The sequence below is a fragment of the Haloferax sp. AB510 genome (assembly GCF_024136985.1).
Taxonomy (GTDB): domain Archaea; phylum Halobacteriota; class Halobacteria; order Halobacteriales; family Haloferacaceae; genus Haloferax.
Genome location: NZ_JAMYJY010000005.1, coordinates 1 through 26,638, shown reverse-complemented (window position 1 = coordinate 26,638; position 26,638 = coordinate 1). Strand labels below are relative to the sequence as shown.

General features: G+C 66.6%; 21 protein-coding genes, 2 tRNA genes and 2 pseudogenes. 15 read left to right on the top strand and 10 right to left on the bottom strand.

What is annotated here, in order from left to right:
* Nucleotides 1–13 precede the first annotated feature (13 nt).
* The 6 genes from NKF06_RS01755 to NKF06_RS01730 all read left to right on the top strand — a co-directional run bounded on the left by NKF06_RS01755 (nucleotide 14) and on the right by NKF06_RS01730 (nucleotide 6,774).
* Entirely contained in the window at nucleotides 14–1,372 is a 1,359-nt protein-coding gene (locus NKF06_RS01755; RefSeq protein ID WP_253244334.1) for a RimK family alpha-L-glutamate ligase, read from the top strand.
* A gap of 108 nt (nucleotides 1,373–1,480) precedes the next feature.
* Complete coding sequence (locus NKF06_RS01750) at nucleotides 1,481–2,062, top strand: DNA-3-methyladenine glycosylase (protein ID WP_253244333.1); 582 nt, start codon at nucleotides 1,481–1,483, stop codon at nucleotides 2,060–2,062.
* Nucleotides 2,063–2,203: 141 nt separating this feature from the next.
* Nucleotides 2,204–4,180, top strand: coding sequence for a 3-hydroxyacyl-CoA dehydrogenase/enoyl-CoA hydratase family protein (locus NKF06_RS01745; RefSeq protein WP_058828269.1), 1,977 nt, complete (start codon nucleotides 2,204–2,206; stop codon nucleotides 4,178–4,180).
* A gap of 86 nt (nucleotides 4,181–4,266) precedes the next feature.
* Nucleotides 4,267–4,341 (top strand) — tRNA-Glu (locus NKF06_RS01740).
* 246 nt (nucleotides 4,342–4,587) lie between these two features.
* Entirely contained in the window at nucleotides 4,588–5,949 is a 1,362-nt protein-coding gene (locus NKF06_RS01735; protein ID WP_253244364.1) for an MgtC/SapB family protein, read from the top strand.
* Between the two features lie 393 nt (nucleotides 5,950–6,342).
* Nucleotides 6,343–6,774, top strand: coding sequence for a disulfide bond formation protein B (locus NKF06_RS01730; protein WP_253244332.1), 432 nt, complete (start codon nucleotides 6,343–6,345; stop codon nucleotides 6,772–6,774).
* A gap of 6 nt (nucleotides 6,775–6,780) precedes the next feature.
* Here NKF06_RS01730 and NKF06_RS01725 read toward each other — a convergent pair whose 3' ends face one another.
* The 6 genes from NKF06_RS01725 to NKF06_RS01700 all read right to left on the bottom strand — a co-directional run bounded on the left by NKF06_RS01725 (nucleotide 6,781) and on the right by NKF06_RS01700 (nucleotide 16,603).
* Nucleotides 6,781–8,298, bottom strand: coding sequence for a DASH family cryptochrome (locus NKF06_RS01725; protein ID WP_253244331.1), 1,518 nt, complete (start codon nucleotides 8,296–8,298; stop codon nucleotides 6,781–6,783).
* An 89-nt stretch (nucleotides 8,299–8,387) separates the two neighbouring features.
* Nucleotides 8,388–8,930, bottom strand: a complete 543-nt coding sequence (locus NKF06_RS01720) for a hypothetical protein (RefSeq protein WP_253244330.1) — start codon at nucleotides 8,928–8,930, stop codon at nucleotides 8,388–8,390.
* A gap of 8 nt (nucleotides 8,931–8,938) precedes the next feature.
* Nucleotides 8,939–10,948 (bottom strand): SpoVR family protein, encoded by a 2,010-nt coding sequence (locus tag NKF06_RS01715; RefSeq protein ID WP_253244329.1) that lies wholly within the window; start codon nucleotides 10,946–10,948, stop codon nucleotides 8,939–8,941.
* Nucleotides 10,945–12,264, bottom strand: coding sequence for a YeaH/YhbH family protein (locus NKF06_RS01710; RefSeq protein WP_253244328.1), 1,320 nt, complete (start codon nucleotides 12,262–12,264; stop codon nucleotides 10,945–10,947). Before NKF06_RS01710 ends, NKF06_RS01715 begins: the two co-directional genes overlap by 4 nt.
* The gene (locus NKF06_RS01705) at nucleotides 12,255–14,528 is read right to left on the bottom strand and encodes a kinase anchor protein (protein WP_253244327.1); all 2,274 of its coding nucleotides are present in this window, start codon (nucleotides 14,526–14,528) and stop codon (nucleotides 12,255–12,257) included. The genes NKF06_RS01710 and NKF06_RS01705 overlap by 10 nt, the downstream gene beginning before the upstream one ends.
* Before the next feature lie 2 nt (nucleotides 14,529–14,530).
* Nucleotides 14,531–16,603, bottom strand: coding sequence for a serine protein kinase PrkA (locus NKF06_RS01700; RefSeq protein WP_115880794.1), 2,073 nt, complete (start codon nucleotides 16,601–16,603; stop codon nucleotides 14,531–14,533).
* A 533-nt stretch (nucleotides 16,604–17,136) separates the two neighbouring features.
* Between NKF06_RS01700 and NKF06_RS01695 the strand changes: the two genes are divergently transcribed.
* From NKF06_RS01695 to NKF06_RS01685, 3 genes are read left to right on the top strand one after another with little or no spacing between them, the layout of a single operon-like run.
* Nucleotides 17,137–17,517, top strand: a complete 381-nt coding sequence (locus tag NKF06_RS01695) for a DUF5820 family protein (RefSeq protein WP_042661742.1) — start codon at nucleotides 17,137–17,139, stop codon at nucleotides 17,515–17,517.
* Nucleotides 17,518–17,541: 24 nt separating this feature from the next.
* Nucleotides 17,542–17,991, top strand: a complete 450-nt coding sequence (locus NKF06_RS01690; RefSeq protein ID WP_004974429.1) for a UPF0179 family protein — start codon at nucleotides 17,542–17,544, stop codon at nucleotides 17,989–17,991.
* 33 nt (nucleotides 17,992–18,024) lie between these two features.
* The gene (locus tag NKF06_RS01685) at nucleotides 18,025–18,696 is read left to right on the top strand and encodes an HAD family hydrolase (RefSeq protein WP_253244326.1); all 672 of its coding nucleotides are present in this window, start codon (nucleotides 18,025–18,027) and stop codon (nucleotides 18,694–18,696) included.
* Between the two features lie 27 nt (nucleotides 18,697–18,723).
* Here the strand turns inward: NKF06_RS01685 and NKF06_RS01680 are convergent, their stop codons facing one another.
* The gene (locus NKF06_RS01680) at nucleotides 18,724–19,584 is read right to left on the bottom strand and encodes a succinylglutamate desuccinylase/aspartoacylase family protein (RefSeq protein WP_253244325.1); all 861 of its coding nucleotides are present in this window, start codon (nucleotides 19,582–19,584) and stop codon (nucleotides 18,724–18,726) included.
* Between the two features lie 120 nt (nucleotides 19,585–19,704).
* A complete protein-coding gene (locus tag NKF06_RS01675; protein WP_058828259.1) occupies nucleotides 19,705–20,190 on the bottom strand; it encodes a DUF309 domain-containing protein in 486 nt (161 codons plus the stop codon).
* A gap of 90 nt (nucleotides 20,191–20,280) precedes the next feature.
* On the opposite strand from NKF06_RS01675, the gene NKF06_RS01670 reads away from it, so the two are divergent.
* The 3 genes from NKF06_RS01670 (at nucleotide 20,281) to NKF06_RS01660 (ending at nucleotide 21,327) form a co-directional block, all read left to right on the top strand.
* Complete coding sequence (locus NKF06_RS01670) at nucleotides 20,281–20,469, top strand: hypothetical protein (protein ID WP_058828258.1); 189 nt, start codon at nucleotides 20,281–20,283, stop codon at nucleotides 20,467–20,469.
* Between the two features lie 69 nt (nucleotides 20,470–20,538).
* The gene (locus NKF06_RS01665) at nucleotides 20,539–21,198 is read left to right on the top strand and encodes a high-affinity nickel-transporter protein (RefSeq protein WP_058828257.1); all 660 of its coding nucleotides are present in this window, start codon (nucleotides 20,539–20,541) and stop codon (nucleotides 21,196–21,198) included.
* A gap of 45 nt (nucleotides 21,199–21,243) precedes the next feature.
* Nucleotides 21,244–21,327: transfer RNA gene (locus NKF06_RS01660), tRNA-Leu, on the top strand.
* Between the two features lie 781 nt (nucleotides 21,328–22,108).
* Here the strand turns inward: NKF06_RS01660 and NKF06_RS01655 are convergent.
* Nucleotides 22,109–22,378, bottom strand: coding sequence for a hypothetical protein (locus NKF06_RS01655; protein ID WP_058828256.1), 270 nt, complete (start codon nucleotides 22,376–22,378; stop codon nucleotides 22,109–22,111).
* Nucleotides 22,379–22,469: 91 nt separating this feature from the next.
* Between NKF06_RS01655 and NKF06_RS01650 the strand changes: the two genes are divergently transcribed.
* The 3 genes and pseudogenes from NKF06_RS01650 to NKF06_RS01640 all read left to right on the top strand — a co-directional run bounded on the left by NKF06_RS01650 (nucleotide 22,470) and on the right by NKF06_RS01640 (nucleotide 25,086).
* Nucleotides 22,470–23,267, top strand: coding sequence for an inositol monophosphatase (locus NKF06_RS01650; RefSeq protein WP_253244324.1), 798 nt, complete (start codon nucleotides 22,470–22,472; stop codon nucleotides 23,265–23,267).
* Between the two features lie 94 nt (nucleotides 23,268–23,361).
* A complete protein-coding gene (locus NKF06_RS01645) occupies nucleotides 23,362–23,832 on the top strand; it encodes an Lrp/AsnC family transcriptional regulator (RefSeq protein WP_058828254.1) in 471 nt (156 codons plus the stop codon).
* Nucleotides 23,833–23,968: 136 nt separating this feature from the next.
* A pseudogene (locus NKF06_RS01640) lies at nucleotides 23,969–25,086 on the top strand (DUF63 family protein).
* A gap of 228 nt (nucleotides 25,087–25,314) precedes the next feature.
* Here NKF06_RS01640 and NKF06_RS01635 read toward each other — a convergent pair.
* Nucleotides 25,315–26,638, bottom strand: a pseudogene (locus tag NKF06_RS01635) (YcaO-like family protein); the annotation flags it as partial.

Below are 26,638 nucleotides of genomic sequence, written 5' to 3'. Positions count from 1 at the left end.
CGTAGTCTCACCTATGGGTGGGGACGAACCGACAGTCACGGTTGGAATTCTGGGGTTCCACGACAGCAGGGAGACGAAAGCCATCAGCAACGCGGTCACGGCGCTCGGCCACGAGGCCGTCTGGTTGCACGAGGAGGCGGTCGGCATCGACGTGTCGCCGTCGGGCGTCGCGCTCGACCCCGACGTCGACGTGGTGGTTAACCGGCTCCTGCTGTCGAAATCGACGACTCCGCTCGAAGACCTCTCTATCGCTAGTTGCTACGCCGCGGTTCGCCCCGTGCTCAACGACCCGCGGTGCGTCCTCTTCGCCGTCCACAAGCACGCGACGGCGAGTAGGCTGGCCGCCGCGGGCGTCCCGGTGCCGCACACGTACATGGCCACCGCGGACGCCAAACTGAACGCCGCGCGGGACGGGTTCGGGACGCCGGTCGTCTACAAGACGGCCGTCGGGACCAACGGCGGGGGGACGTGGCTGGTCGACCACGACCGGGCCGTCTCGGCGACCGTCGACGGCCGACGAGCGTTCATTCAGGAGTACATCGACGCGGGCGACCACCGCCGCGACCTCAGGGTGTACGTCGTCGACGACGAGGTCGTCGGCGCGATGTACCGCTACGCCCCGGACGGCGACTGGCGGACCAACGTCGCCCTCGGCGGCGACGTGCTCAACGCGACCGACGAGATGCCCGAGGAAGCGCGGGAAACTGCGCTCTACACGGCCGAAGTGATGGAGATGGACTACGTCGGCGTCGACCTCGTCGAGGGCGAAGACGGCTGGTTCGTCCTCGAAGCCAACCCGACGGCCGGCTTCAAGGGCCTGTATCAGGCGACGGGCAAGAGCCCCGCGCCGCACATCGCGAAGCTCGCAATCGAGCGCGCGGGCGGCGAGGTCGACGAGACGCGCGTCGAGGAACTCTCGGCGACGCTCGACGACTCCGTCCCCTCGTGTGCCCCCAACGAATCGCCCATCATCGACGGTGAAGCGCCCATCATCGGCTACATCGAGGAGGTCGTCGTCAACGGGACCAGCGGCTCCCAGCAGACCCTCGCCAAGTCCGACACCGGCGCGACCCGGACGAGCATCGACACGAGCCTCGCCGCCGAAATCGGCGCGGGGCCAATCAAGAGCATGACGCGCGTGAAGTCCGGGAGCCTCAAGGGCGGGAAGGCCCGCCCCGTGGTCGACCTCGTCATCGGTATCGGCGGCACCCAGCACACCGTGACCGCCAGCGTCGAGGACCGCTCGCACATGGACTACCCGCTGCTGCTCGGCCGCGACATCCTCGAACACTACCGCGTGGACGTGCGCCGCCGCGCCAACGCCGACCGCAACGACAGCGACGACGAGGAAGAAGAACTCCTCGAAGAGTAAGTCGGCCCGCCACACCACGGCCACCGGCGCGCTCGCCATCGGCGCGACGACCGACGGCCGCACCCGAGACACGCGCACTTTTCTCTTCGACGCCCCAACCACGAGTCGATGAGCGACGACGCCTACCGCGAACTCCGGGCGGATCCGCACCTCGGCGATGTGGTCGACGAACACGGCCCGCTCTCGCTGGATCCCGCCGACGACCCCTTCGAGCGACTGGTCGTCTCGATTGTCAACCAACAGCTCTCGACGACCGCGGCGGCGACGATTCGGGACCGCCTGTTCGACCACGTCGAAGTTACCCCGGAAGGGATACTCGCCGCCGACGAGGCCGTCCTGCGCGACTGCGGCCTCTCGAACCAGAAGGTCGGCTACGTCCGCAACGTCGCCGATGCGTTCCGAGACGGTCTGTCGGCCGAATCCCTCCGGGCGATGGACGACGACGAGGTGGTCGCGGCGCTCACCGAGATTCGCGGCGTCGGCGACTGGACCGCGAAGATGTTCCTCATCTTCGTGCTCGCCCGCGAGGACGTGTTCCCGGTCGAGGATCTCGGGATTCGACGCGGCATGGAACACGTCTTCGGGTTCGAACGTGACGCCGTCTCCCGCGGCGAGATGCGCGAGCGCGCCGAGCGATGGGCCCCCTATCGAAGCTACGCCAGCCGGTATCTCTGGCGGTGTGTGGACTAACGCCGTCAGGGTGGAAAGAAACTGGAGGACGAATAATCAGCAGACTGCGGCGATGTGTTCTGTCGATTGAATAAACGCCTGTTTCGTTTATATTTCATGCGAGGGAAACGTTGAAACCGCCGCGCACTATAACGTTCGTCCATGAACGTAGATGACGTCACCAGTATCACCGTTCTCGGAGCGGGCAACATGGGCCACGGCATCGCGGAGGTCGCGGCCCTCGCCGGCTACGACGTCGTGCTGCGCGACATCAAAGACGAGTTCGTCCAGAAGGGCTACGACCAGATCGAGTGGTCGCTGAACAAACTCGCCGAGAAGGACCGACTGTCGCAGGACGACGCCGACGCCGCGCTCGCCCGCGTCTCGACCGCGGTGGACCTCGGCGAGGCCGTCGCCGACGCCGACGTCGTCATCGAGGCCGTCCCCGAGAAGATGTCCATCAAAAAGGAGGTGTACACCGAGCTGGAGGAACACGCACCCGACAACACGGTGTTCGCCACCAACACCTCCAGTCTCTCTATCACCGAACTCTCCGAAGTGACGGAGCGACCCGAGCGCTTCTGCGGAATGCACTTTTTCAACCCGCCGGTCCGCATGGACCTCGTCGAGGTCATCTCCGGCGCACACACCGCCGACGAGACGCTCGAACTCGTCGAGGACCTCGCCGAGGCGATGGGCAAGACGCCCGTCCGCGTCCGCAAGGACAGCCCTGGTTTCATCGTGAACCGCATCCTCGTCCCGCTGATGAACGAGGCCGCGTGGATCGTCCACTCCGGCGACGCGACGATGGCCGAAGTCGACTCCACGACGAAGTACGACATGGGCCTCCCGATGGGGAGCTTCGAACTCGCCGACTACGTCGGCATCGACGTGGGCTATCACGTCCTCGAATACATGCACGAGGTGCTCGGCGACGCCTACGAACCCTGTCCGCTTCTCTCCGAGAAGGTCGAGGAGGGCGACCTCGGCCAAAAGACCGGCAAGGGCTTCTACGACTACGAAGACGGCGAGGGCGCCGAGGTCCCCCACGACGAGGGGAGCGAAGCGGTCAGGAACCGCCTGCTCGGCGTCATGGCGAACGAGGTCGCCGGCCTCGTCGGCAACGACGTGGCCGACCCGGCCGCCATCGACCGCGCGGTCAAACTCGGCGGGCGCTTCCCCGACGGCCCGGCGAAGATGGCCGACAACGCAGGCATCGCAACCCTCGTCGGCGCGCTCGACAACCTCCACGACGAGACCGGTGAGGAGCGCTACGAGGCCGTGCAGTACCTCCGCGACCTCGCCCAGTCCGGCGAGGGCTTCTACGGCGGCGAGGAGGAATCCGACGAGGCTCCCGCGTTCGACGACATCTCTGTCGAGGTGCGCGACGGCATCGGCCACATCACCCTCGACCGCCCGCACCGCCTCAACACCATCAGCATCGAACTGATGGACGAACTCTCCGAAGCGCTCGACGACCTCGCCGAGGACGACGAGGTCCGCGCCGTGCTCCTCACGGGGGCCGGCGACCGCGCGTTCTCCGCCGGGGCCGACGTGACGAGCATCGCCGCGGGCGGCGGCGACGCCGTCTCGGGCGTCGAAATCTCCCGGAAGGGCCAACAGACGTTCGGAAAGCTCGAAGAACTCGACAAGCCGGTCATCGCCGGCATCGACGGCTTCTGTCTCGGCGGCGGGATGGAACTCGCCATGTGCGCCGACCTCCGCATCGCCACGGAGCGCTCCGAACTCGGCCAGCCAGAGCACAACCTCGGGCTCCTCCCCGGATGGGGCGGTACGGTCCGCCTCCAGCGCATCGTCGGCACCGGCCGCGCGAAGGAGATTATCTTCAGCGCCGACCGCTACGACGCCGAGACGATGGCTGACTACGGCTTCATCAACGAGGTCGTCGAGAACGACGACTTCGAAGAACAGGCCTTCGAGTACGCGAAGCGGTTCGCACAGGGCCCGCCGGTCGCCCAGCGCTACACCAAGCGCGCTATGCACAACGGCTGGGAAGACACCGACTCCGGGCTGGAAGTCGAAGCACAGGCGTTCGGCCTGCTGTTTACCACCTCGGATCTGATGGAGGGCATCGCAGCCTTCACGAGCGACCGCGACCCCGAGTTCACGGGCGAGTAAGCCGCCGTCGTGGGTGGGTTCCTCTCACTCACCCACGATGGAACGCAACGCTTAAAATAGTCCAACGACCACTCGTGAATGCAGACGCTCGGTTGGTGTAGTCCGGCCAATCATCTTGGCCTTTCGAGCCGAGGACCAGGGTTCAAATCCCTGACCGAGCACTTCTGTCGAACACAAATCTCCGAGAGACCTCCGTGTCTCTCAGTCTTGTGAGACTGGATGCACGACGGAGGATTTGAAACAGGGAGCGAACAGCGTGAGCGACTGAGGTTCAAATCCCTGACCGAGCACTTCTCTCAACCCCGGCCGACTCGACTCCCGCCCACAGCAGTTAGCTTACACGTTTTTAACGATAGCAATTAAACTATACACGAGAGAATGGAACACGGACGTTCAGGGGTTCGATGATGCTCGAAGAGTTCGTCTCGCAAATCGACCCCGTCGTGGTCCGCCTGTTCGTCGCGGCGGCGTTGGGGATGTTCCTCGGGTTGGAGCGCGAGCGGTCGAAAAAGAGCGCCGGCGTGCGGACGTTCACGCTGACGAGCCTCCTCGGGGGCGTCGCCGTCGCGGTCGGGAGCGACATCCTCCTCGCAGTCGGCGGATTGTTGGTCGTCACGCAAGCGGTGTTGCTCGGGGGTCGCGGACTCGTCGAACGCGGGTCGCGCGAAAGCGAGGACGACCGAACCGAGTCGCAACTTGACTTCGACGCGGACGCTGACGCCGAAGCCAGCGACGGCCGCCGCGGTGACACTGAGGCCGCGAGGTTGGACGACCTCGGGGTGAGCCTCTCGCTCACCACGTCTACGTCGCTGTTGGTCGCCTACGCGGTCGGTGCGGCGGTGGTGAGCGGCTTCGTCATCGAGGGCGTCGTCGTCGCGCTCACGTCGTCGCTCTTGTTGGTCCTGCGGCGCGAACTCCACGGGTTCGCCCGGCGACTCACGACCGACGAGGTTCGGAGTGCCGTTGAGTTCGCCATCATCGCGTTCGTCGTCTACCCGTTGCTCCCCGAGGGGCGAATCGGCCCCTGGGACGCCGTCAACCCCCGGACAGTCTGGTTGCTCGTCGTCGCGGTGAGCGCAATCGGCTTCGTCAACTACGTCATCATCCGGCGGTACGGCGAACGCGGCATCGCCATCACGGGCTTTTTCGGCGGGCTGGTGAACTCGACGGCCGTCATCGGCGAGATAGCCGGCCGGACCAGCCGGAACCCGTCGATTCGACCGCTCGCGGCCGGCGCGATTCTGATGGCCGACGCGGCGATGGCGCTCCGAAACCTCTCGCTCGTCGTCGTGTTCGTTCCGGAACTCGCGGTCGAGGTGGGGGTTCCCCTCGGACTCATCGCACTCGTGGGGATGAGCTACGCGCTGCACTCTCGCGAGTGGGGCGTCGACCTCGACGTGGCGTTCGAGTCGCCGTTCAGCCTCGAAAGCGCCCTCCGGTTCGGCGTGTTCTTCCTCCTCGTGTTGCTCGCCTCCGCGGCCGCACAGGAGTACTTCGGCGCGACCGGGTTCATCGTGACGAGTTTCATCGGCGGACTCGTGTCGAGCGGGTCGGTCGTCACGACCACCGTCACGCTCTACGGCGGCGGCAACATCAGTGGAACGACCGCCGTCGTCGGCGTCCTCGCCGGAACCGCCGCGAGCATCGGGGTCAAGGTCGCGCTTGCGACGAGCGTCGACCGCGAACTCTTCGGCCCGGTGGCCCGCCGAAGCGCGCTCCTCGTGGCCGCCGGCGTCGTCGGCGTCGTCATCGTCGTCTTTCGGCCGTGAGACGGGTGGTACGGAGCCCCGCGCCCGCGGAATCACCGCAACCGACACAACAGTCAGCGACACAACATTGATAACACCGTGCCGCGGCAATCAAATCGCACTGGTTCGGCGCGTAGCCCGTGACCGAACGACCCACGAAGAGTCGCCCGTCGGTCGTCCCCCGACGGGCGAGGGTCATTCCGCGTATCCGTCGATTCTGAGCGACTGCACTCGTCTAACTCGAGCGCCGAGCCGATGGCTTGAGGTTCACCGCCGTCTATCGTGGCTCCACGTCCAACAAGCGATGATACCCGACCCGACCCGACGAGACGGTGGTGCCGAACCGCACGCGGAGCGACAGCAGGTGAACGTGGTGCCGAACCGGACGAGAAACACCCACAGGAGCGCCTGACCGTGTCGGACACGACGCGCGCCGCACTCGCCGCCGGAACGCTCGTCGCCCTCGCCGCGACGAGCGGGAGCCTCTACTTCAGCCTCGGCCTCGGACTGACGCCCTGCGACCTCTGTTGGTACCAGCGCATCCTGATGTACCCGCTCGTCGTGGTGCTCGGGGTCGCCGCGATCGAGGACCGACCCGGCGTCTGGAAGTCGGTGCTCCCCCTCTCGCTGGGCGGGCTCGCTCTCTCGGGCTACCACTCGTACCTGCAGGTCGCCCCGGGCGCGACCTGTACCGTCGGCGGCCCGTGTACGTCCATCCAGTATTCCATGCTCGGCGGCCTCCTGACGATTCCGCGACTCGCGTTCATCGGATTCGCGCTCGTGACGGTCCTCGCGCTCGCCGCCGCCCGCCTCGCCGGGTCGGCCGACGACGCGTGGGGGATGTAATCGCGGCTACTCGCTCGAACCGCCGAGTTCGACCATCGGTTCGGGGTAGTTCACGCCCAACTCGACCCCGTATGTCGCCTGTTCTTCGTCGCTGAGTTTCCACGGTTCGTGGGCGTACTCGGCGGGCAAGGCGTCGAGTTCGGGGAGCCACGTCTTCACGTACTCGGCGTCCTCGTCGTAGCGGTTCGCCTGCCAGCGCACGTCGAACGAGCGGTCCCGCGAGTCGTTGCCGACGCCCGCGATGTAGGCCCAGTTGCCGTAGTTCGACGCGGGGTCGTAGTCGACGAGTCGCGTCTCGAAGTACGCCGCGCCGCGTCGCCAGTCCAGTCTGAGGTCGTTGGCGAGGAACGACGCCGCGTTCTGCCGCCCGCGGTTCGACATGTACCCCGTCGCGTTCAACTCCCGCATGTTCGCGTCGACGAAGGGGATGCCCGTTTTCCCCGCCGCCCAGCGCTCGAACTGCGCGTCGTCGGCCCGCCAGTCGATGTCGGTTCGCTTCCGGATGCCCTCGCGGCGGAAGAAGTCGCTCCCGTGTTTGGCGAACTGGAACTGGAAGAAGTCGCGCCAGCGGAGTTCGAAGACGAGCCAGTACGTCGAGTCGTTTGCGACCCGCCGGTCCTCGTAGCGGTCCACCTCGGCCTTGACGTACCGCGGCGAGAGACAGCCCTCGTTCAGCCACGGCGAGAACTTCGAGGAGTAGTCGGCGCCGAGCAGTCCGTTTCGCATCTGCTTGTACTCGCGGAGGTGGTCGCCCGCCCAGATGTACGACTCCACGCGGTCGAGCGCGGCCGTCTCGCCGCCATCGAAAGGGAGGACGCCGCGTTCGTCCGGGGCGCTCTGGGACTCGACATCCGGGTTCCCGACGAGGTCGGAAACCGCGGGGAGGTCGCCCGCGTCGGGCGTGTCTCCGGGAAGCGGCGGGACGGTCGGTTCGAGAAGCGGGTCGCGACCGGCGGGGTCGCTGCCCACGGACCCGCTGCCCGCGCCTACATCTCCCTGTTCGGTGCTTTCGGCGGCCGATTCGACCGCCTTCCGGAACGTCGTGTAGGTGTCTGGGAGTTCCGAGAGCGCCATCGGGAGGTCGTCGAGGTGGGTGAGCGTGTGGCCCCAGAAGCGACGGAGTTCGACGCCGCCGTCTCGAAGCGCTCGCTCGACCGCCGACTCGACGCTCGACTCCTCGGGGGTCGGTCGCGTATGGACCGTCACGAAGTCGGCGTCAACGGTCGCCGCCAGCTCCGGGAGGACGGATTCGGGCCTCCCCTCACGAACGACGAGGTCGCTCCCGCGGTCGCGGAGCGACGACCGCAGGTCGGACAGCGATTCGAGGCGGAAGCGAGCGCGGTGCGCGCCGGTCTTCTCGAAGTCGAAGGAGTCGGGGCCGCCGAACGGTCGGTCGCCGTACTCGCGGGGGTCCACGCAGTAGACGGGAACCACGCGGTCGGCGTCGCAGGCGGCCGTGAACGCCTCGTTGTCGTGCAGGCGGAGGTCGCGGCGGAACCACGCGAGCGAAGTTGGCTCGGACATCGTCGGCGGCGCTTAGGATGGGGGTGACTTGAGTCGAACGGCGGATTCGGGGTGACACAATAGGGCGACACCCGGCCGCGCCGCCCGACCTACGTCCGGCTTCGCGTCTGCAACCGGAGTTCCGCGCCGGCGACGACGGCGACGACGGTGAGCGCGAGTCCGGCGACGAGCCGCGGGTCCACGCGGTCGATGACGGGGACGCCCATCCAGCCGGCGAAGAGGAGCGCGAGTCCGGCCAGACAGGTCGCAAGCGTCAGGATCGCGAGGGGGGCCTGCGTCGGTTCGGCGGCGGCCAAGAAGTGGTCAAGCTCCGCCGCGCTCGACCCGAGCGAGACGGTCTTCGCCCGCGAGTCGTACGCGACGATGCTGAGTGAGTCGAGTTTAGGGAGGTGGGTCTGGTGAAGCGAGATGTAGACGCTCTGGCGAACGTTCTTCGGGGGCGGCGACTCGCCGGACTCTATCTCGGCGATGTGCTCCGCGAGGTCGCCGACCGACTCCGGCCCGTCCCCGTCGCGCAGTCGTTCGAGTGCGAGCCGCCGCCGCTCGTTTCTGAGCACGTCGTGGATGTCGGCCTCATCGAGCGAGCCGTCCGCCTGCTCGCCGGAGACGGTCGGCGAGTCAGGCTCGGCCATCGCCCCGTTCAGAGCCAATCATCGGGCTTCGTGTCGTAGTCGATCTCGCCGGCGGCGATGCGAGCTTCCAGCTCGGCGTCGAGGTCGTGTTCCTCGAACGACTCGCCGTCGTAGCGGATGCGGATGGCTCGCTCTTCGGGCGTCGGCTCTCGGCCCCGCCGCCGGGCGACTTCGACCTCGTGCTCGTCGAACTCCTTCGTGATGGTCATCAGGTTCACCGGGCGGCCCCAGAGGTGGTAGACGCGCTCCAAGACGCCCTTCGCCTGCTTCATGTCGAGGATGACGCCGTTGTACTGGTGGCCCAAGAGGAGCTCCCCGCGGTTGTCGAAGTTCCCGTCGTACACCGCGATAGTCGGCTTCCCGAAGTTGGTGAACTGGAACAGGAGCTTCTTTTTCACGTCCCGGTACGCCGACGAGGAGACGCGGAACTGCCGGGACGACTGGGAGTACTCGTAGGCGAAGTAGTGGTTCGAGCGGACGAACTCCTCGGAGAGGAACGCGTCGAGGAACGTCACGTCGTTGTGACTCTCGCGAATCTCGCGCATCCGGTCCCAGCCGGCAGACTTGTCCACGTCGGCGACGGCCGCCTCGACACTGTCGTACACCTCGTCGTCGAACATGTACCGCGAGAGCTGTTCGAGTTCCGAGCGCCGAATCCGACTGAGGAACCCGCGGTTCTGCGCCTTGACGAGCGAGTAGTGTCGCTCCGCGAGCCCCTCGTAGGTGAGGAGCTTCCACGGGTACGCTTCGAGGTCAAGCGACTCGTCGCCCGACAGCGCCCTGTCGAGGGTCTCGTGGTCGACTCTGGGGTCGTCGGGACCGAGTTCGGACAGTTCGTCGAGGGAGTCGGCGCTGACGCCGTCGATAGCTGGGTCCGCCCGGAGGAGTTCCTGTACCTCGTCGAAGTCGACCGTCTCGTGGAAGTTGCGCCACGTGACGCCCTTCACGCGCAGGAGCTTGTCGGCGACCTCCGCGCGGTTCGTCGAGTTCTCGATGTACTCCCACAGCTCCTTGCCGAGCTTGTAGGGGTTGAGCCCGGGCGACCCGAGGACGCGCGACTGGTGGTCGGCGTAGGTGATGAACTCGTCCGTGCCCGCGAAGCGCTCGTCGCCCATCATGAGCGACTCCCAGTAGGCCGCCCAGCCCTCGTTCATCACCTTCGTCATCTTCTGGGCGGCGAAGTAGTACGCCTCCTCGCGGAGCATGTCGAGGACGTCCTTCTGCCACGGCTCCATCTCTTCGGCCTTGCCCGTCTCCTCGTCGTACCGCATCCCGTGTTCGCGGACGTACGCGAGCACGTCCTTCCGGGGGTCGGTGAGCTTCGCGGCCTCGCGTTCGGCCTCTTCGACCTGCTCGAGCCACGCGTCGTCGAACACCTCACGGCGCACGTCGTCGGAGATGTCGAGGCTGTCCAACTGCGCGCGGATGTCCTCGGGGATCCGGCCGTCCTCGTCGGCGGCGGCCTCGCGGATGGTCCGGTGCTGGTCGATGGTGTCTTCCAGACAGAGGACGGCGTCGATGAACTTCTCCACGTCGTCCCGGCTGATTTCGGGGTTCTGGACGTACCGGTCGATGGTCTGGGCGTGCTGTTCGAGCATCGCCGCGGCGGCGAACTGCCCCTCGTCGGAGAACAGCCCGAACCACTGGTTGTTCTTGAAGAAGTCCGAGTGCGCCTCGACGTGGGTGATGACGGCCTTCTGGTCGGCCAGCGAGTTCGACTCCTGAAGGAAGGCGTTCGCCGGGTCGTCGTTGTTGACGATTTCGAACGCCTTGCCCATGCCGAACTGGTCGGTCTTCCGCTGGCGGTCGTAGGTCATCCCCCACCGCCAGTGCGGGTAGCGCTCTTGGAACCCGCCGTAGGCGATGAGCTGGTTCATCTCGTCGTAGTTGACTACCCAGTAGTTCACCGGGTAGGGATCGAGTCCGAGCTTCTTCGCGAGCGCGCCGGCCTCCCGGACGGGCTCATCGAGTCTGGCGGCCTCGCGCTGTGCGTCTCTGCGGTGTCGTCTGAAACTCATTCTGCTGTCGCCTCCGTGCTGAGTATGGTGTAGATGGCGTCGATGACGTCGTCGGGCTCCGAGACGTACGCGACCACGACGTTACCCTGCTCGCCGAGGCTCCGTTCGACCTCTTCTGCGTGGGTGGCGTTGATGGCGGTCCCGCCGGGCTGGGTCTCCACGTAGGCGTGGAGGTTCGCGTCTATCTCCTGCATGAGCGGGACGACCCGCTCTTTGGTGTCGTTCGAGGAGTTCTCGGAGTCGCCCGCGGCGAAGACGTAGCGGTTCCACTCGCGCCACGGGTAGCGCTCGTCCAAGACCTCCTTCGCCAGTTCGTAGGCGGACGAGATTCGCGTCCCGCCGCCCGAACGGATGCCGAAGAACTCGTCGCGTTCGACCTCCCACGCCTCGGCGTCGTGGGCGATGTAGACGAACTCGGCGTGGTCGTACTTGCCCGTGAGATACCAGTCCAGCGGGGTGAAAGTGCGCTCGACGAGTTCGCGCTTCGTCTCCCGCATCGACCCCGACACGTCGCGGATGTTGACGACCACGACGTTCGACTGCTTCTTCTCGATGACTTCCGGGTGGCGGTAGCGCTCGTCCTCGCGGCGGAACGGAATCTCGCGGAGCCCCTCGCGGCGGATGCGCTGGATGGCCGTCGTCCGCTCGACGTTCTCTTCCATCTCCTCGAAGGAGGCCCACGTCCCGCGTTCGTCATCCGGGATGCGGCTCCACTCGTCTTCGATCCACGCCATCGAGACGAGGATGTTGTTCTCGCGGCACCACCGGAACACCTCGCGGGCCGAGGTGCCGTCGACTTTCATCGCCTCGCGGACGAACTCCTCGTCGAAGTCCATCGCGAGCTTGCGCTTCAGGCCCTCCTTGAACAGGCGCTCGAAGTCGAGGGTGCTGTGGGGGCCGCTGCGGGTAATGTCGGTGAAGTCGCCTTCGACCTCCTCGATGACCTCCTTACCCTTCGGTTCGAGTTCGAGGCCGAGTTCCTCGTCCAACGCCTCGGCGAACTGCTCGGGGTCCATCTCGTAGTACTCGTGTTCGGCCCCCTCATCGCCGGGTTCGCCGTCTTCGCCCTCGCCGTCACCGGGCTCGGGCTGGCCGAGCGGCTGGCCCACGTCAGGCGTGCCGCCTTTGCCCTGTCCGACGCCGCCCATGTCGAGGCGGTCGTACTTGAACTCCGGCAGGTCCACGACCTTGATGGGTATCTTGATGTCTTTCGAGCCGGACGCGCCGAGGTCGCCGTAGGAGATGAACTCCTTGAGGTCTTCGCGGCGCTCTTCACCCACTTCGCGGAATCGTTCGAGGTCGTCTCTCAGTCCCATGTGTGGCTCACCTCCTTCATCACGGCACGGCTGGTCAGTTCGGCCGACGCGGCGGTGTAGCCGCGGTCGACCAGTTCGTCGATGGTGCGGGCTTTCACGCGCGCCGTCTCGGTGTTCGCCGGCGGGTCGTCCCACTGGCGGGGGTCGAGGTCGGTGAACAGTCGGCGCACGTCCTCCCAGTCGTGGGTTTCGAGCACCGTCCGGATGACCGGAATCTCGGTCAGGTCCACGTCGGAGACGGTAAAGCCCTCGTCGCGGTTCTCCCACGCGTAGCGGTTGAGCGCGGTGATGACCTTCTCGTTGCGGAACTCCTCGACCGACTCGGAGGGGTCGTTGCCCTCGTAGTCGTCCGGCGAGAAGCGGCCGAGGTGCTCGGTCTCGAACAGTTTCATGAGAAGCGGGTCGGGGTCGACCGGCCCGCGCTCGGTCTCTATCTGCCCGTCGGACGCCCACGCGTAGACGTGTTCGACGTACTCCTCGACCGTCTCGCGCTCGACGCCCTTGTCGGCGAGGAGCGCGTCGAGCACGTCCGCCTCCTGCTGGTCGAAGATGTACTCTTTGACGGTTGCGATGCGGCCCTCGTACTCCGAGGATTCCGCCCGCGAGAACACGGGCGCGTCGGAGAGTTCGGCGACCATCTCGTCGAGCACGTCGGTCGGCATCACCACCGACGACACGTCGAGGTCGGGGTGTCTGCGGTCGATGCGGTCGTGGAGCAGGTCGGCGATGACGTCGCGGGTGAACGTCACGGGAATCCCGTGGGTCCCCTCGGCGTCGCCGACGAACTCGAACGCGGACACCTCGCGGCGCTGGTCGCCGACCTGCAGGTAGCCGCGGTCGAACAACAGCGCCTTGTCCACGAGGTCGAACTCGAGGTCCGGGTCGCGCGGCACGTCGTCGTCGTCGAGGCGGGTCACGACGCTGTAGAGCGCGGCGGCCTCGACGGTGTGGGGCGCGAGTTCGCGGGTGCGGACCTCGCCCGGCCCCTCGCGCACGTCTAACGAGACGGCCTCGGCGACGCGTTCGGCCATCGCCTCGGGGTCGTCGGTCCAGACGCTCGTCTCGTTGGTCAGCTCGCGGCGGATGAGTTCGGCCTCGAGCGAGAGGTTCGTCAGGTACCGGAACTCGTGTTTGTTGAGCCGGCGCTTGAGCGCCTTCAGCGGGTCGCGGCCGTTCCTGTCGGCGTACTTGTCGAGTTCGGCGTCGAGGTCGGGATTCGAGATGATGACGAGCTGGGTGTCGATGTCCATCCCGATTCCCTTGTCCAGTTTGACGTGCCCCTCGTCGGGGACGTTCAGGAGCTTCTGGAGCAGGTCGGCGTGCTGGGTGGCGTCCTCGACGATGGTGAGGAGGCCGTTGCCTTGCGACAGCACCCCGTCGTAGCTGAACGCCTGCGGGTTCTTCCGCCCGCGGGAGTTCAGTTCGCGGAGCATGCTCGGCATCCACGACCCGACCAGTCGCTCCTTGGGGGAGCCGTCGTCCTCCGAGTGGAGGACCCCGACGCCGCGGCCGACGTCGACGACGTAGTTCTTCACCCGGAGGTGTTTCGGGTCGGTGACGGCGCTGAAGAGGTCCTGCTTGCCCGCTCTGCGGAACTCCTCTTCGAGGTAGGTGTACGCCTCCAGACAGAACGGGTCGAGGTCCTCGTCGACGTCGACGGCGATGTGGTCACCGTTCCTGCTGTTGAGGTCGGCGAGCAGCCGCTTGCGAACCTCGGCGGGGAACACCGAAAGCGGGTGCGACTGGACGGGGCTTTCGTACCAGTCCTCGTCGGCGGCGTCGACCTCGCCGCCGTAGGACAGCCCGCGGGTGTCGTCGGCGTTGGCGACGTTCCACTCGACGGTGTAGCGCCGCCCCGCGTCGGTCTTCGAGTACTCCCGAAGCCCGTTGATGAGACAGCGTTTCAACTCGGATTTCCCCGTGGCAGTCGGGCCGTCGAACCAGACGATTTTCTCGGCTTTGCCGCGGTCGGCGGCGATGGTCCGCAGGTCGTCGACGAAGGCGTTAAGCACCTCCGTGTTGCCGAGGACCGCGTGCTCGCCGTCGTTGGCGGGGTCGTCGAAAAAGCGGTAGCGCTCTTTCTCCTCGCCCTGTTCGACCACCTGTCTGGTCCCCATCGACTCGATGGCTTCCAAGAGGTACTTCGACGCGTGGGAGGCGATAGAGGGCGACTCGAACGCGGCGTCGACGTACTCGCCGAGACTCATCGGCTCCTCGTAGGTGCCGCGGAGCGCCTCGTCCGCCTCGCGGATGTAGTCTCGCATGGTCACCCTTCGAGTTCGGTCTTCGCCACCTCCGCACCGGCGAACTCGAGCACCTCCCGTGCGCCGTCGCGCGAGTAACCCTGGTCGACGAGCGCGTCTATCCACGCGTTGCGCTCGTCGTCGTCAAGCTCGTTCGCGCTCACGAGCGCCGAGAAGTTGATGTTGTGTTTCTTGTCCTCCCAGAGTTTGCGTTCGAGCGCGCGGCGGAGGCGGTCGTTGTCCTGCGGGTTGAACGACGTTCCCTCGCGGGCGCGCCGGGAGACCCAGTTGGAGACCTCCTGTCGGAAGTCGTCCTTGCGGTCCTCGGGGATGTTGAGTTTCTCCTCGACCGCGCGGAGGAACTTCTCGTCGGGGTCTTGGTCGCGTCCCGTCAGTTCGTCTTCGACCGTCGCGTCGTCGATGTACGCCATGACGTGGTCCATGTACTTCTCGCCCTGCCGGCGAATCTCGTCGATGTCGTAGGCGAGGGCGTGGCGCACGTCCTCGATGGCGCGCTCTTTGTACTCCTCGCGGACCATCTCGAGGTAGCGGTGGTAGCGTTCGAGGTTCTCCTCGGGAATCGACCCGTGGTTCTCGAGGTTCTCTTCGAGGTGGGTAAACGAGGACAGCGGCGAGAGGTAGCCGCGGCCGCGGTGGGTCGCGTCCATGATGGCCTCGGCGATTTCGTCGCCGATGAACCGGGCGGAGACGCCGTCCATGCCCTCGGCGATGTCGGCTTTCTTCTCGCCCTCCTCGCGGAGTTTGCGCACGTCCACGTCGTCGCCGTCGTCCAACTCGCCGTTGTAGGCCTTCGCCTTCTGGACGAGCGAGATGGTGTCGGAGTCGGGTTCGACGATGCGGGTCAGGACGCCGAACAGCCCGGACATCTCCAGCGTGTGCGGCTCGACGTGGATGTCTGGCACGTCGGCGTTCCGGAGCATCTTCCGGTAGATTTCGGCCTCCTGTTCGTATTCGAGGACGTACGGGAAGTCGATGCGCTTCGTCCGGTCGTTGAACGCCTCCATCTTCTCGTCGCCCTTCTTCTCGCGGTATTCGGGCATGTTCGTCCGCCCGACGATGACCTGGTCGATGTCGATTCGGGGGTTGTTCTTCGGCTTGATTGTCTGTTCCTGCGAGGCGTGCAGGAAGTCGTAGAGGAACTCCCGTTGGAGCTTCAGCAGTTCCTCGCCGGAGAAGATGCCGCGGTTTGCGTTACAGAACGCGCCGGCGTAGTCGAACGCCCGCGGGTCGGACTCGCCGTACACCGCGAGCTTCGAGTAGTTGACGTCGCCGGTGAGTTCGGTCTCGTCTTGGTTCTTCTTGTCCTTCGGTTCGAACGTCTCGATACACTGGCGTTTGTTCTCGGAGGCGACGAGTCGGATGACCTCGATGTGGTTCGCCACGACCTCCTCTAAGTCGTCGTCGTAGTGGGCCAGCAGCCGGTCCATGTAGAACTCCGAGGCGGGGTCTAGCGCCTGGTCGTTCCGGATGGTGTACGGCGCGTCGAGGTTCTCGTTCAACTGCTCGATGACCACGTCGCGCTGTTCCTGCGGGAGCAACACGAGCGGGTCCTGATTCATCGGCGACGTGACCACGTCGTCGGAGGGGTCTTGGTCGCGGATGACGTCGCCGAGGTTCGTCCACCGGAAGGTGTACATCCGCCCCTCGTCGGACATCGTGTAGTCCTCGAAGTAGCGACGGGAGATCCAGTCGAAGTGGGACTTCCCGGAGCCGACGGGGCCCAAGAGGAGTTTGATGCGTTTTTCGGGACCGAGGCCGCGAGCCCCCGATTTCACCTTGTTGACGAACTCGTGAATCGACTCGTGAACTTCGCGGCCGTAGAAGACGTTTTCACCGTCGTGAAGGGGGTCTTCGGAGGCCATGAGGTACTCCACGACGCCCGCGTCCTCGTCGTAACGGGTGCCGTAGAAGTCGAACATGTCCGCCACGCGTTGGTGGGCGTTGCGAGCGATCTTTGGGTGAGCGTAGACCTCTTCCAAGTACCACTCGAAGCTCTTCGCCTCGCGGAGGTCCGCGGGCACGGAGTCTTTGTAGTGCTTGCTCAGGTCTGCGAGTGTTTCAATTTCGCCGGTCATTGTTCGTGGAGCCTCGTCGGACCAGCCGTCCGGAGACGACCGAGGGCGACGCGCCCGCGTTCGCGGGTCGCAGACGACACACCGCGAGCCACGGACCCGCGGCGACAGACCGCGGGCGGTGAATCGAAATGCGTCGCCGCCGCTGCGCGCTCACGACGGGTCGGCGACTGGCGACAGAATCGGCGATTGGCAAACGATGCGCGACGGCTCGCTCGGCCCGGGGACCGAGACTACCAATCAATGAGAGACGTTAACATATAACGCTTTCTCTGAAAGTAGTCAATAGATTGTCTTGAATGTCGACCAATCCAGATACGTACCACGTCGTGTGAACCTCCAATCGACCGACGTGTGTCGGTTTAATCGGCGATTCAGTCAGTTGGTGGTCCCGTTAATCGGGTCGGATGAGATTCATGTCGTCCCCGACCGGTCAGTTTCGAGGGGCGAACCACGGCCTCCGAGCCGGCGTCACGGCGACCGGCGGTGGCGGCGGAAGCGGGAAGGCTTAGGACGCGCGGCGGACTAGCACGCCCATGACCGACCTGCCCGACGGGTGGACCCTCTGGAACGACGAGCACGAGGGGCGGCGCATCCTCGCGTTTCGGCCCGACGTGTTCAACGAGAGCGCCTTTCCCGCCGAGTGCATGCCGACCGTCTTCGTGTGGAACGGGTCGCGGGCGAACCGTCCGGGCGCGACGCAGATTCGAACCGAGACGTGGCACGCCGTGCTCTATCTCGAACCCGAAATCGAAGTCGTCGTCGAGGAGTTCGACTCCCGCGAAGCGGCCGTCGAGGGCGCGACCGACATCGCCGGACGCTTTTCCGACGGCGAGATAGACTACCGGAGCGCCTACCAAGTCCCCCGCGAGGAGTACTTCGAGAAGCTCGACGAACTGACCGGGCGGGAGCCTTAACCACCTCGCAGGAGAACCACCGCTATGACCTCCGTCACGCTTGTCGGTGCCCGCCTGACCGACCCCGGCACCGAGTTCGTCTACCACGGTGAATCGAGCGCCTGCGAGGGCTGTCCGTACCGTCAGCAGTGCCTCAACCTCACCGAAGGCGTCCGTTACCGGGTCCTCGGCGTGCGCGAGAACACGCAGGTCCTCGACTGCGCCGTCCACGACGAGGGCGTCCGCGCCGTCGAGGTCGAACCGGCCCCGGTCACGGCGAACGTCCCCTCAAAGGGCGCGTACGCCGGAAGCAAGGCCAGCCTGCAGGGCCCGTGTCCGCACACCGAGTGCCCCAGCCACGAGTACTGCGTCCCCGAGGGTGCCGAGTTCGACCAGGAGTACCGCATCAGCGACGTGCTCGGCGACCCGCCGCACGACCACTGCCACCTCGACCGGAACCTGACGCTCGTCGAGTTCGAACCCGCCGACGAGTAGGGGTTTTTGTGGTTCCCGGCCGCTGGCCCTGATATGACGACCGCCGTCTTCTTCGACCTCGACCTGACGCTCCTCCGCTACACCGCCGACTTCGAGACTATCTTCGACCGCGCGGTCCCGAACGCACCCAAAGGTGCCTACGACCGGTATCTCTCCGTCTTCTTCGACGCGTTCGAGGACCTCGCCGTGGACCCCTACGCGGTCGGCTTCGAGGTAATCACCGACGAGTTCGACATCGGCGACGACCCGGAGGCGCTCGTGGCGCGCTACGCGGAGGCCGAACTCGCCGCCACGACGGTCCCGGCGTCGGCCCGCGAGGCGCTCGTCCGCGTCGCCGACCGCCGACCGACCGGGATTCTCACGAACGGCGCGCCGGCGGTCCAGCGGGCGAAACTCGAACGCCATGACCTCACGGACCTCGTCGATGCCGTCGTCGTCTCGAACGACCCCGCCGTCGCCTCGCGGAAGCCCGACTCGGGTATCTTCGAGGCCGCGGAGACCGCGCTCCCGGCAGACGACTACGTCTACGTCGGCGACACCTACGACGAGGACGTGGTCGGAGCGAGAAACGCCGGGTGGGAGGCGTACCACGTCGGCGACGACGGTCCCGGCGGCGACCCAACCGACGACGCCCCTGACGACCCGGCGGCGGTCGAATCGGTCGCCGACGCGGTAGTTCGAATCCTCGGTGAAGACGGCGCGTAGCGCGGAAGAAACGAGAGAATCGACCGACTACGGGAGCGTGCCGACCTTCTCACCGGCGTAGCCGAAGATGTCGGCGTAGCCGTACGCGGAGAGGAGAATGGGATAGAAGTCGCGGTCGGCGACGAACTGCTCGGCGTCGGCGCGGGCGAACGTCTCGCCGGCGGTGACGGGTTCGAAGTTGGTCGCGTGGACTTCGTATTGGTCCGCCGTCGGCTTGGGAAGCCGTTCCAGCAGGCGGAACACGTCGATGCTGTTCTCCTCCGGAATCGCGAGTTTCAGGCGGTCGTCCTCGGTCTGCGACTCGGACTCCTCGTCGAGCTCGCCGCTCCCGTCGCTCGCGACGGCGGGGGCGGGGAGGACGTTGGTCGCGGTGAGGAACGCCCGGATGAGCCAGTAGGCGTTGTCGGCCGCCTCGTCGGACTTCTGGAGACCGGCTTCGACCTCGATGGTGTGGGCGTGTTCGATGAGCCGACCCTCCGCGAAGTGGTTCGTCTCGACGGCCACATCGACCGGGAGCCGGGGGAGAATCGACCGGGAGATGGCGTCGACCGTGTCCACGATGGCGAACGGTTCGGCGTACGACTGGGTGGAGTGAAGCGAGAAAGCGGTGGTGCCGCGGACCTCGCGGCCGAGGTCGTGGGCGAGGCGTCGCTCGTGGCTCTCGGCGTTGGGATCGCCCGGAAACGCCCGGTTGAGGTCCTCGTCGAGGTAGCGCTCGTCCGCCGCCAGCGCCTCCTCGTTGGCGACGATGAGCTTCACCGGGCGCTCGACGTCGGGGTCCTCCGCGACGAACCGCTCGATGGCGCGAGCGCCGCACGGTTCGTCGCCGTGGATCGACCCGACGACAGACACTTCGGGCGTGCCGTCACCGAGTTCGTAGATTCGCATTGCCGATTCCTAGAACTGGACGCTAAAGGACTTTTAGATTCTCCCGGTTCACGCCGCTTTCGCTGACGTGTCAGCAGGAACTACTGATTCGGCGGGCGGGAAACCGCGGGTCAGACGCGATCAGTGGTCGAGCCCTTCGACGTACTCGTAGTCGGCGGGGTAGGCGGTCGCTCGGTGGCCGTCGAGTTCGATTTGCCAGCCGTGAAGCGCCGTCGGGTCGTCCAACGCCGCCCGGAGGGTCTCGCGCACGTCGTCCACATCGACGCCGTAGAAGTCGCTCGGAACGCCACGGATATACTCCAGCGCCGTCTCGAACAGCGACCGCATCCCCGCGTCGTTCTCAAAGTCGAAGTGCTTGTACGCGCCGGCGGCGACCTGCACCATTCCGTGAAGGAAGGCGCTTTCCGCGGTCCCTGCACCGTAGTTGTACCACTCGTCTTCGAAGCAGTCGTGGCTCTCGTGGAAGTCGCCGGCGTTGAACAGGCGGACGCCGTGTTCGACCGCCCGGCGGAGCGTCGCGTGCTCCCACAGCCGAAGGTCGTCGTTCCACCCCGTCGGGTTGCCGAGCGGCGGGGCGACGCTCGGGTCGCGGGTGTGTTCGTCCATGTGAGTCAGGGCGACCGGAAGGCCGGTAACTCCATCGGTGGCGACACTGGCCGCGCAGTTTTTTTCGTGCGAGCGCGACAATGGTCGGATGTGACGGACACGATAGAATGCACCTACTGCGGGAGCGACGTTCGGCGTCACGACCCCGTCTTCGTGGAGGAGCTCGAAGCCGGCGAGCGCGTGCCGGCGGGCGCGTTCTGCAACTACGCGTGCCTTTCGTCGCACATCGACGCGGCGGGGCTGACGACCGGCGCATCCTGCGAGTGGCGGCCAGAGTAGGCACCGACCGTGGTCGGAGTACCCGCCCGGACCCCTGACCTATTTACTGCGATTCGTCCTTTCGAGCGTATGGCACTCGCATCAGCACTCGTGGCCGGCGGGGTTATCGGAATCCGGCACGCGCTGGAAGCCGACCACCTCGCCGCCGTCGCGACGATGGTCGAAGACGACGACCGACCGAGCATCGTCGGCGCCTCGTGGGGCGTCGGGCACTCGATTCCGATTGCCGTCGTCGGCCTCCTGTTCGTCGCGCTCGGCGTCCGCCTGCCCGAGTCGGTGACGCACTTCTTCGAAGTCGTCGTCGGTGCGATACTCGTCCTCCTCGGGGCGCGGATGCTCCTTCGGGCCGCCGGCGTCTCCGTGCCGACGCTCCGGGACCACGACCACGACAGCGGCGTTCACCGGCACCTCTCGCTCGGGAACGTCGCGTTCGGAACGAAACACACGCACGTCCACGACGAGTCGTTCGGCGTCGGCGTTCTCCACGGCTTCGCCGGGAGTGGCGCGCTCGTCATCGCGATGGTCTCGACCGCGCCCGCGATGGGGCAGGCCGTCGCGTTCCTCGCGGCGTTCAGCCTCCTGACTATCGCCACGATGGCGACCGTCTCCTTCCTCTGGGGGCGCTCGATGGCGGTCGGCGGGACGCGCGTCCTCCGCGCCGCGGCCGGTGTCGTCGGCATCGCCGTCGGCGGCCTCCTCGTCGTCGAGCAGTTCGGCGGCCTCGTCTGACGTTTCGCAACGTTTTAGCGGTCCCCCTGTCGTACTTGAGTACGCGCGAGGGTAGCTAAGTCAGGAAAAAGCGGCGGACTCAAGATCCGCTCCCGTAGGGGTCCGTGGGTTCAAATCCCTCCCCTCGCACTTATCGCGAGAAACGACGTGATGAGCGGCAAGTGCAGCTCGGCCTGCGGCGAGAAGCGAGCACCGAAGCGGCCCGCCACCCTGTTATAAACCCGGTCGCTCGATGGCGGACGCGTTCGCTTCTGTCCCCCGCTGTTCACCCGGTTACGATGCCACCACAGCGCCGCCGCCAGTATCCCGAACAATTCATCATGAACAGACCACGTTTCCGATGAAAACCGCCGGAAATAGTCCGAACGAGGATGACGTTCGGCGACAACCGCGACTAACCCGTCCGTCGGCCGGACTATCAGTTTCTCCGGACAGTACAGAATTTGTCAGAAACGTTCATTATGTTATCGATCCTACTGTAGTGTTGCCGGAAGCGCAAGGACGCACCGGATGACCAAACCGAATCTGTCGGGCGACGTGAAAGGCGTCGACGACGGTACGCATCGCAAGACGCGGAGGAATGGAATCGACACGAACACCGAGTCTTTCGTAACAGGAAGACGAGGTCAAAGTGCCGAAGAGGAACCGAAACAGCCCCGTAAACCGCTCTGCGAGCGAGTGGCGGGAAGACCAAGTACCGGACCACGAGGAATCGGAGTTCGGGAAGTCGGCGCAAGCCGAAAAAGGTCGTGAGGGCTGCGGAAAACGTCTTCCGTCCGGGTTCTAATTGCGGATTCTGGCTTTTCTGTTATTCGCCCTTCGAGCGGGCGAGCCGTCTCGTGCGGCGCAGTTCACGACGCGACACGACGACGCATCGCGTTCGCGGTGTGGGTGCGACGTACCGGCCGGGTTACGGCCGGATCAACTGACTCATCAGCCGGAGGTATTCCGACGCGACGAGCGGTTCGTCGGCCGCGGTCCGCTCGACGGCTGCCACGCCGTGCCGGAGTTTCTCCTTGAGCGGGCTCGGCGGAACCTTGTGGCCGAGCACGCGGGACGCCGTCTCGACGTGTTCCAGCGCGGTTTCGGCGTCGCCGGCTCTGACCGCCGCTCTGGCGTCGTCGAAGGACGCCGCGAGCGACTCGCGGACCCGCACCGGGAGGTCGATAGCGTCTGACACGCCACGAGATAAACTGTCCATCGACATAAGCCACCGGGCCGCGTCGGCGTCGGGTCGGTGGATATAGGCACGTCCCCGTCCTGTCACGCCTATGAACGAACTCGACGCCCGGGCGGACCGGGCACAGCGCGCGGCCCGCGACGGCGGCGCAGTCGCGCGACGCGCCTTCAGAACCGGCATCTCCGTCGAGACGAAAGATGGAAAGACGGACGTGGTCACGCAGGCCGACAAGGACGCCCAGCGCCGCGTCGTCGAGCGAATCCGCGGGGCGTTTCCCGACGACCCAATCGTCGGCGAGGAGGACGACGAACTCAAGTCGGTTCCCGAGTCGGGGGCGGCGTGGGTCGTCGACCCCATCGATGGAACGAACAACTTCGTGCGCAACGTGCCGGTCTGGGCGACTGCGGTCGCCGCCGTCCGCGACGGCGATCCCGTCGCGGCGACAAACTACCTGCCCGCACTCGACGACTGCTACGCGGCCGACGACGAGGCGGCCTACCGCAACGGCGAGGAGATTTCGGTGAGCCAGCGCGACGACCCCGAGACGTGTACGGTCTGTCCGACGTTCTGGTGGGATTACGACGCCCGCGACGAGTACGCCGCCGCGGCCCGGGCCATCGTCACGCGCTTCGGCGACATGCGGCGCTACGGGAGCATGCAGGTCGTGCTCTCGTACGTCGCCGACGGCTCGCTCGACGGCGTCATCACGAACAAGCGGGCGAACCCGTGGGACTCGGTCGCCGGCGTACACCTCATTCGGATGGCCGGGGGGACGGTCACAGACCTCGACGGGAACGAGTGGCGACACGATTCGGAGGGCCTCGTCGCCTCGAACGGGCGCGTCCACGACGTCGTGCTGGAGGCGGCCCGCGAAATCGACGAGCGGTAGACGGACGAAACCCGGAACCGGACGGCGCTCGCCGCGGGCGCGGGCGTGCCTCCCATCCGCAAGTGCGAAGTCACCCCCCATCAGAAAGGATAGCATGGACCTCGACGCGACGGACCGGGCGATTCTCCGGATTCTGATGGAAGACGCGCGGACCCCGTTCAGCGAAATCGCCCGCAGAATCGATATGTCGAGCGCGACGGTTCACGACCGGGTCGGTCGGATGGAAGACGCCGGCGTCATCGAGGGCTACCACGCCCACGTCGACCCGCGGGAGGTCGGGCTGGGAACCTCCGCGCTGGTCGGCTTCCGGGTCAAACAGGGCCGCGAAAAGGAGGCGCTCCAACAGCTTCGAGACATCGAGGGCGTCCAAGAAATCGACCTCACCACCGGCGAGTGGGACGTGATGCTCCGGGTGTACGCCGAGGACACCGACGCTCTGCGCGAGCTCATGTTCGACCACATCGCCGAGCTCGACGGCTTCTCGCGGTCTCAGACGATGGTCATCCTCGGAACTGAGTACGACGACCCGGTGTTGCCGATTCGCGAACCGGACGACGAGGACTGAGCCACGCCCGCCGCTGAACGCCACCTCGTTGCGACGCCGACCCGCCGCGCCGAGGCGCGCGGGGTGGATGCGAGAGACCGGAACCCTCAACAGGCCCGCCGTCGGGGTATCGCCTATGGCAACGGTAGCAGAGCGAATGGGTCTCGACCCCGAGCGCCTCTGGGGGCTCGGCGTCGCGGCCATCCTCGTCGCCCTCGTCGGCGGGTCGCTCGCGTTCCCTCGCGTCGTCTACGACGGATTTATCTGGCACTACTTCTGGGGCCCGTCCAAGCCGACGCGAACTCGGCCGTCTGTGCGGTTCGGGCGAACGGCGTCACGCAGTACCTCGACACGGCGTCGGCCTGCGCCGCCGCGGCCGAACCCGTCGCGTACCCCGGCTACACGCTCGTCTCCGAGGTCGGCTACATGGTCACGCTCGTCATCGCTCTCTCGGGCGTCGTGTTCCTCCTCCGCCGCCTCGACATCGGCGAGAGCCCGCGGTTCTTCTACGCGCTCTTCCCGTTCATGCTGTTCGGCGGCGCGTTCCGCGTGATCGAGGACGCTAACGACTCGCCCGGCGTCGCCGACGCGCTCATCAGCTATCCGCTGAACACGCTCGTCATCAGCCCGGTTATCTACGTGACCGTCTTCGCAATCACCCTCGTCGCCGTCGTCGGGAGCGTCTTCGCCGAACGGCGGGGGCTCGTCGACGACTACGTGAAACCGCTGTTCGGGGCCGGCCTCGCGGTGCTCGCAGTCGCGGTCGGTTACCTCCTGTGGGCCGGCCTCACCGGCGCGCAGGGCGCGACGTTCTATCCTCAGGTGCTCGTCGTCATCCTCGTCGGTGCGACGCTCGCCGCCGCCGCGACGTGGTGGCTCGTCGAGCGCTTCGCCCCCGAGGTCAACGAGGGTACCGGCTACATCGGTCTCGTCGTCATCTGGGGCCACGCCGTCGACGGCGTGGCGAACGTCATCGGCCTCAACTGGATGGTCGCGCTCGGCGCGGGCAACAACCTCGTCCCGAAACACCCGGTGAATCAGGCAGTCGTCGACTTCACGGCCTCGACGCTTCCCGAGTCGGTGCTGGCCGTCACGGGCGACGCGTGGCCGTTCCTGCTCGTCAAACTCGTGGCCGCAACGGCCGTCATCTGGGTGTTCGACGAGCAGATATTCGAGGATAGCCCGCGCTACGCGATTTTGCTTCTCATCGCCGTCCTCGCGGTCGGTCTCGGGCCGGGGAGCCGCGACATGCTCCGCGCGACGTTCGGCGTCTAATCGGCCTGCAGTCTCCCGCTTTCCGACCTCTCGTTCCCGCGCTCCCGACGAAGCTTCAAGTACCGAGCCGCGGCCAACGTCGCTATTCTGTGACTCAGGCCGCGCGTCGGCTCGCGGGTGTCCGGCACACCGCCGCGCGGACTCGATTCGGCCCACCTGCCGCGTGGCCGCCCGTGCCGGCTGTCAGCCACGACGCCCACGAACCCAACGAATCCCGAGACCAGCCAGCTACGGGAACGGGTGGAACTCCCGGTCCAGTCGCGGTTCGAAGCCGAGCTCTTGCGGCACCGACTCGGCGCGGTCGGCGAAGTACGGCTCGCCGATGAAAAGCGGCTGTGCGTCCGGGAGGAGCACCCGGACCGCCTCGAAGCCGAGTCGCTCCACGTCGTGCGGGGTGGTCCGCGCCGCGTCGCGTCGAGGCCGGCGTCGGCGACCGCCGAGACGACTGCGTCGAGTTCGGCCGCGCCCTCGGGAACCTCACCGGGGCCGACCGAGTCAGCGGGGATGGTCGCGTCCGGCGAGACGAACGTCCGAGCCGGCTTCGGGAAGTCGGCGTAGGTCGCAATCGCGCCGCCCTGCGTCGCGGCCTGGTCCGGTCCCATGGCGCGCAGTTCGGTCCAGTTTTGGAGCGCCTCGGCCAGCGCGGAGCGAGCGGCGCGGCTCGCGTCGAGGTCCGCGCCGGAGCCCATGGCGAACTTCGGCCACTCACCGTCGCGATGGACGGCCACCGCCACGACCGGCACGTCCACGTCCTGCGTCACGAGGAGCGCAGTCACCTCTAGGGACTCCGAGCGGGCGCGGGCCGCCAGCGTCTCGAACGTCTCGTCGCTCACGTCCAGTCCGAGCGGGTCGAACGTCGAGTACCACGCGAGCATCGTCGCGTCGCGCTCGACGACCTCGTAGAGCCCCGAGAGAATCGCCTCGGTCCCGGAGTTGCCGAGGCCGAGGCCGGTCGTAATCGACGGCTTGTGTCGCTCCGACGGCGGCGGGTAGTGGACGAACTCCGCCGGGAGCGAGACGGTTGCCCCGGTCGCGAGGTTCTCGCCTTCCACCCACTGAATCGGCTCCTCGGGGTCGGGGTCGCGAACGGAGTCGGGTCTGACGAAGCGACTCGGCGGCACCGCGGCCGGTCGGGACGCCGCGGGCGCGACGGCGAACTCGCTGGAGCGGTAGACACCCGCCGAGTAGCGTTCGAGCGCCTCGCCGAGCGCCTTCATGTAGGCCTCGTCCCAGCCGGCGGCCGCGCCACCGGCGAGTTCGGCCGCCCGAGCGTCGGCGTAGACCGTGGTGTCCGCCGTCTGCGCGACGTAGTACGGAAGCGGGAACGACTCGCGCTCGCCGACCTGCGTGACGATGCCGACGCGGTCGTCCACGGCCGACTCGGCCCGCGCGAGCGCGTCGTCTAACTTGACGTCGCGGAAGTCGCGCTTGAGGGTCCGGTCCCGTTCCGTCGGCGACGGGGTCGGGAGAAACGATCGCTCGGGGCCCGGGACTTCGACGACGGTCCCGGCCACGTCGTCGCCCGAGAGGAGCGCGATGCCGCGTCGCCCGG

Excerpts from the sequence above, each read along its gene's own strand:
- NKF06_RS01755 (WP_253244334.1), top strand. The coding sequence starts at position 14 with ATGGGTGGGGACGAACCGACAGTCACGGTTGGAATTCTGGGGTTCCAC.
- NKF06_RS01750 (WP_253244333.1), top strand. The coding sequence starts at position 1,481 with ATGAGCGACGACGCCTACCGCGAACTCCGGGCGGATCCGCACCTCGGC.
- NKF06_RS01745 (WP_058828269.1), top strand. The coding sequence starts at position 2,204 with ATGAACGTAGATGACGTCACCAGTATCACCGTTCTCGGAGCGGGCAAC.
- NKF06_RS01735 (WP_253244364.1), top strand. The coding sequence starts at position 4,588 with ATGCTCGAAGAGTTCGTCTCGCAAATCGACCCCGTCGTGGTCCGCCTG.
- NKF06_RS01725 (WP_253244331.1), bottom strand. The coding sequence starts at position 8,298 with ATGTCCGAGCCAACTTCGCTCGCGTGGTTCCGCCGCGACCTCCGCCTG.
- NKF06_RS01720 (WP_253244330.1), bottom strand. The coding sequence starts at position 8,930 with ATGGCCGAGCCTGACTCGCCGACCGTCTCCGGCGAGCAGGCGGACGGC.
- NKF06_RS01715 (WP_253244329.1), bottom strand. The coding sequence starts at position 10,948 with ATGAGTTTCAGACGACACCGCAGAGACGCACAGCGCGAGGCCGCCAGA.
- NKF06_RS01710 (WP_253244328.1), bottom strand. The coding sequence starts at position 12,264 with ATGGGACTGAGAGACGACCTCGAACGATTCCGCGAAGTGGGTGAAGAG.
- NKF06_RS01705 (WP_253244327.1), bottom strand. The coding sequence starts at position 14,528 with ATGCGAGACTACATCCGCGAGGCGGACGAGGCGCTCCGCGGCACCTAC.
- NKF06_RS01700 (WP_115880794.1), bottom strand. The coding sequence starts at position 16,603 with ATGACCGGCGAAATTGAAACACTCGCAGACCTGAGCAAGCACTACAAA.
- NKF06_RS01695 (WP_042661742.1), top strand. The coding sequence starts at position 17,137 with ATGACCGACCTGCCCGACGGGTGGACCCTCTGGAACGACGAGCACGAG.
- NKF06_RS01690 (WP_004974429.1), top strand. The coding sequence starts at position 17,542 with ATGACCTCCGTCACGCTTGTCGGTGCCCGCCTGACCGACCCCGGCACC.
- NKF06_RS01685 (WP_253244326.1), top strand. The coding sequence starts at position 18,025 with ATGACGACCGCCGTCTTCTTCGACCTCGACCTGACGCTCCTCCGCTAC.
- NKF06_RS01680 (WP_253244325.1), bottom strand. The coding sequence starts at position 19,584 with ATGCGAATCTACGAACTCGGTGACGGCACGCCCGAAGTGTCTGTCGTC.
- NKF06_RS01675 (WP_058828259.1), bottom strand. The coding sequence starts at position 20,190 with ATGGACGAACACACCCGCGACCCGAGCGTCGCCCCGCCGCTCGGCAAC.
- NKF06_RS01665 (WP_058828257.1), top strand. The coding sequence starts at position 20,539 with ATGGCACTCGCATCAGCACTCGTGGCCGGCGGGGTTATCGGAATCCGG.
- NKF06_RS01650 (WP_253244324.1), top strand. The coding sequence starts at position 22,470 with ATGAACGAACTCGACGCCCGGGCGGACCGGGCACAGCGCGCGGCCCGC.
- NKF06_RS01645 (WP_058828254.1), top strand. The coding sequence starts at position 23,362 with ATGGACCTCGACGCGACGGACCGGGCGATTCTCCGGATTCTGATGGAA.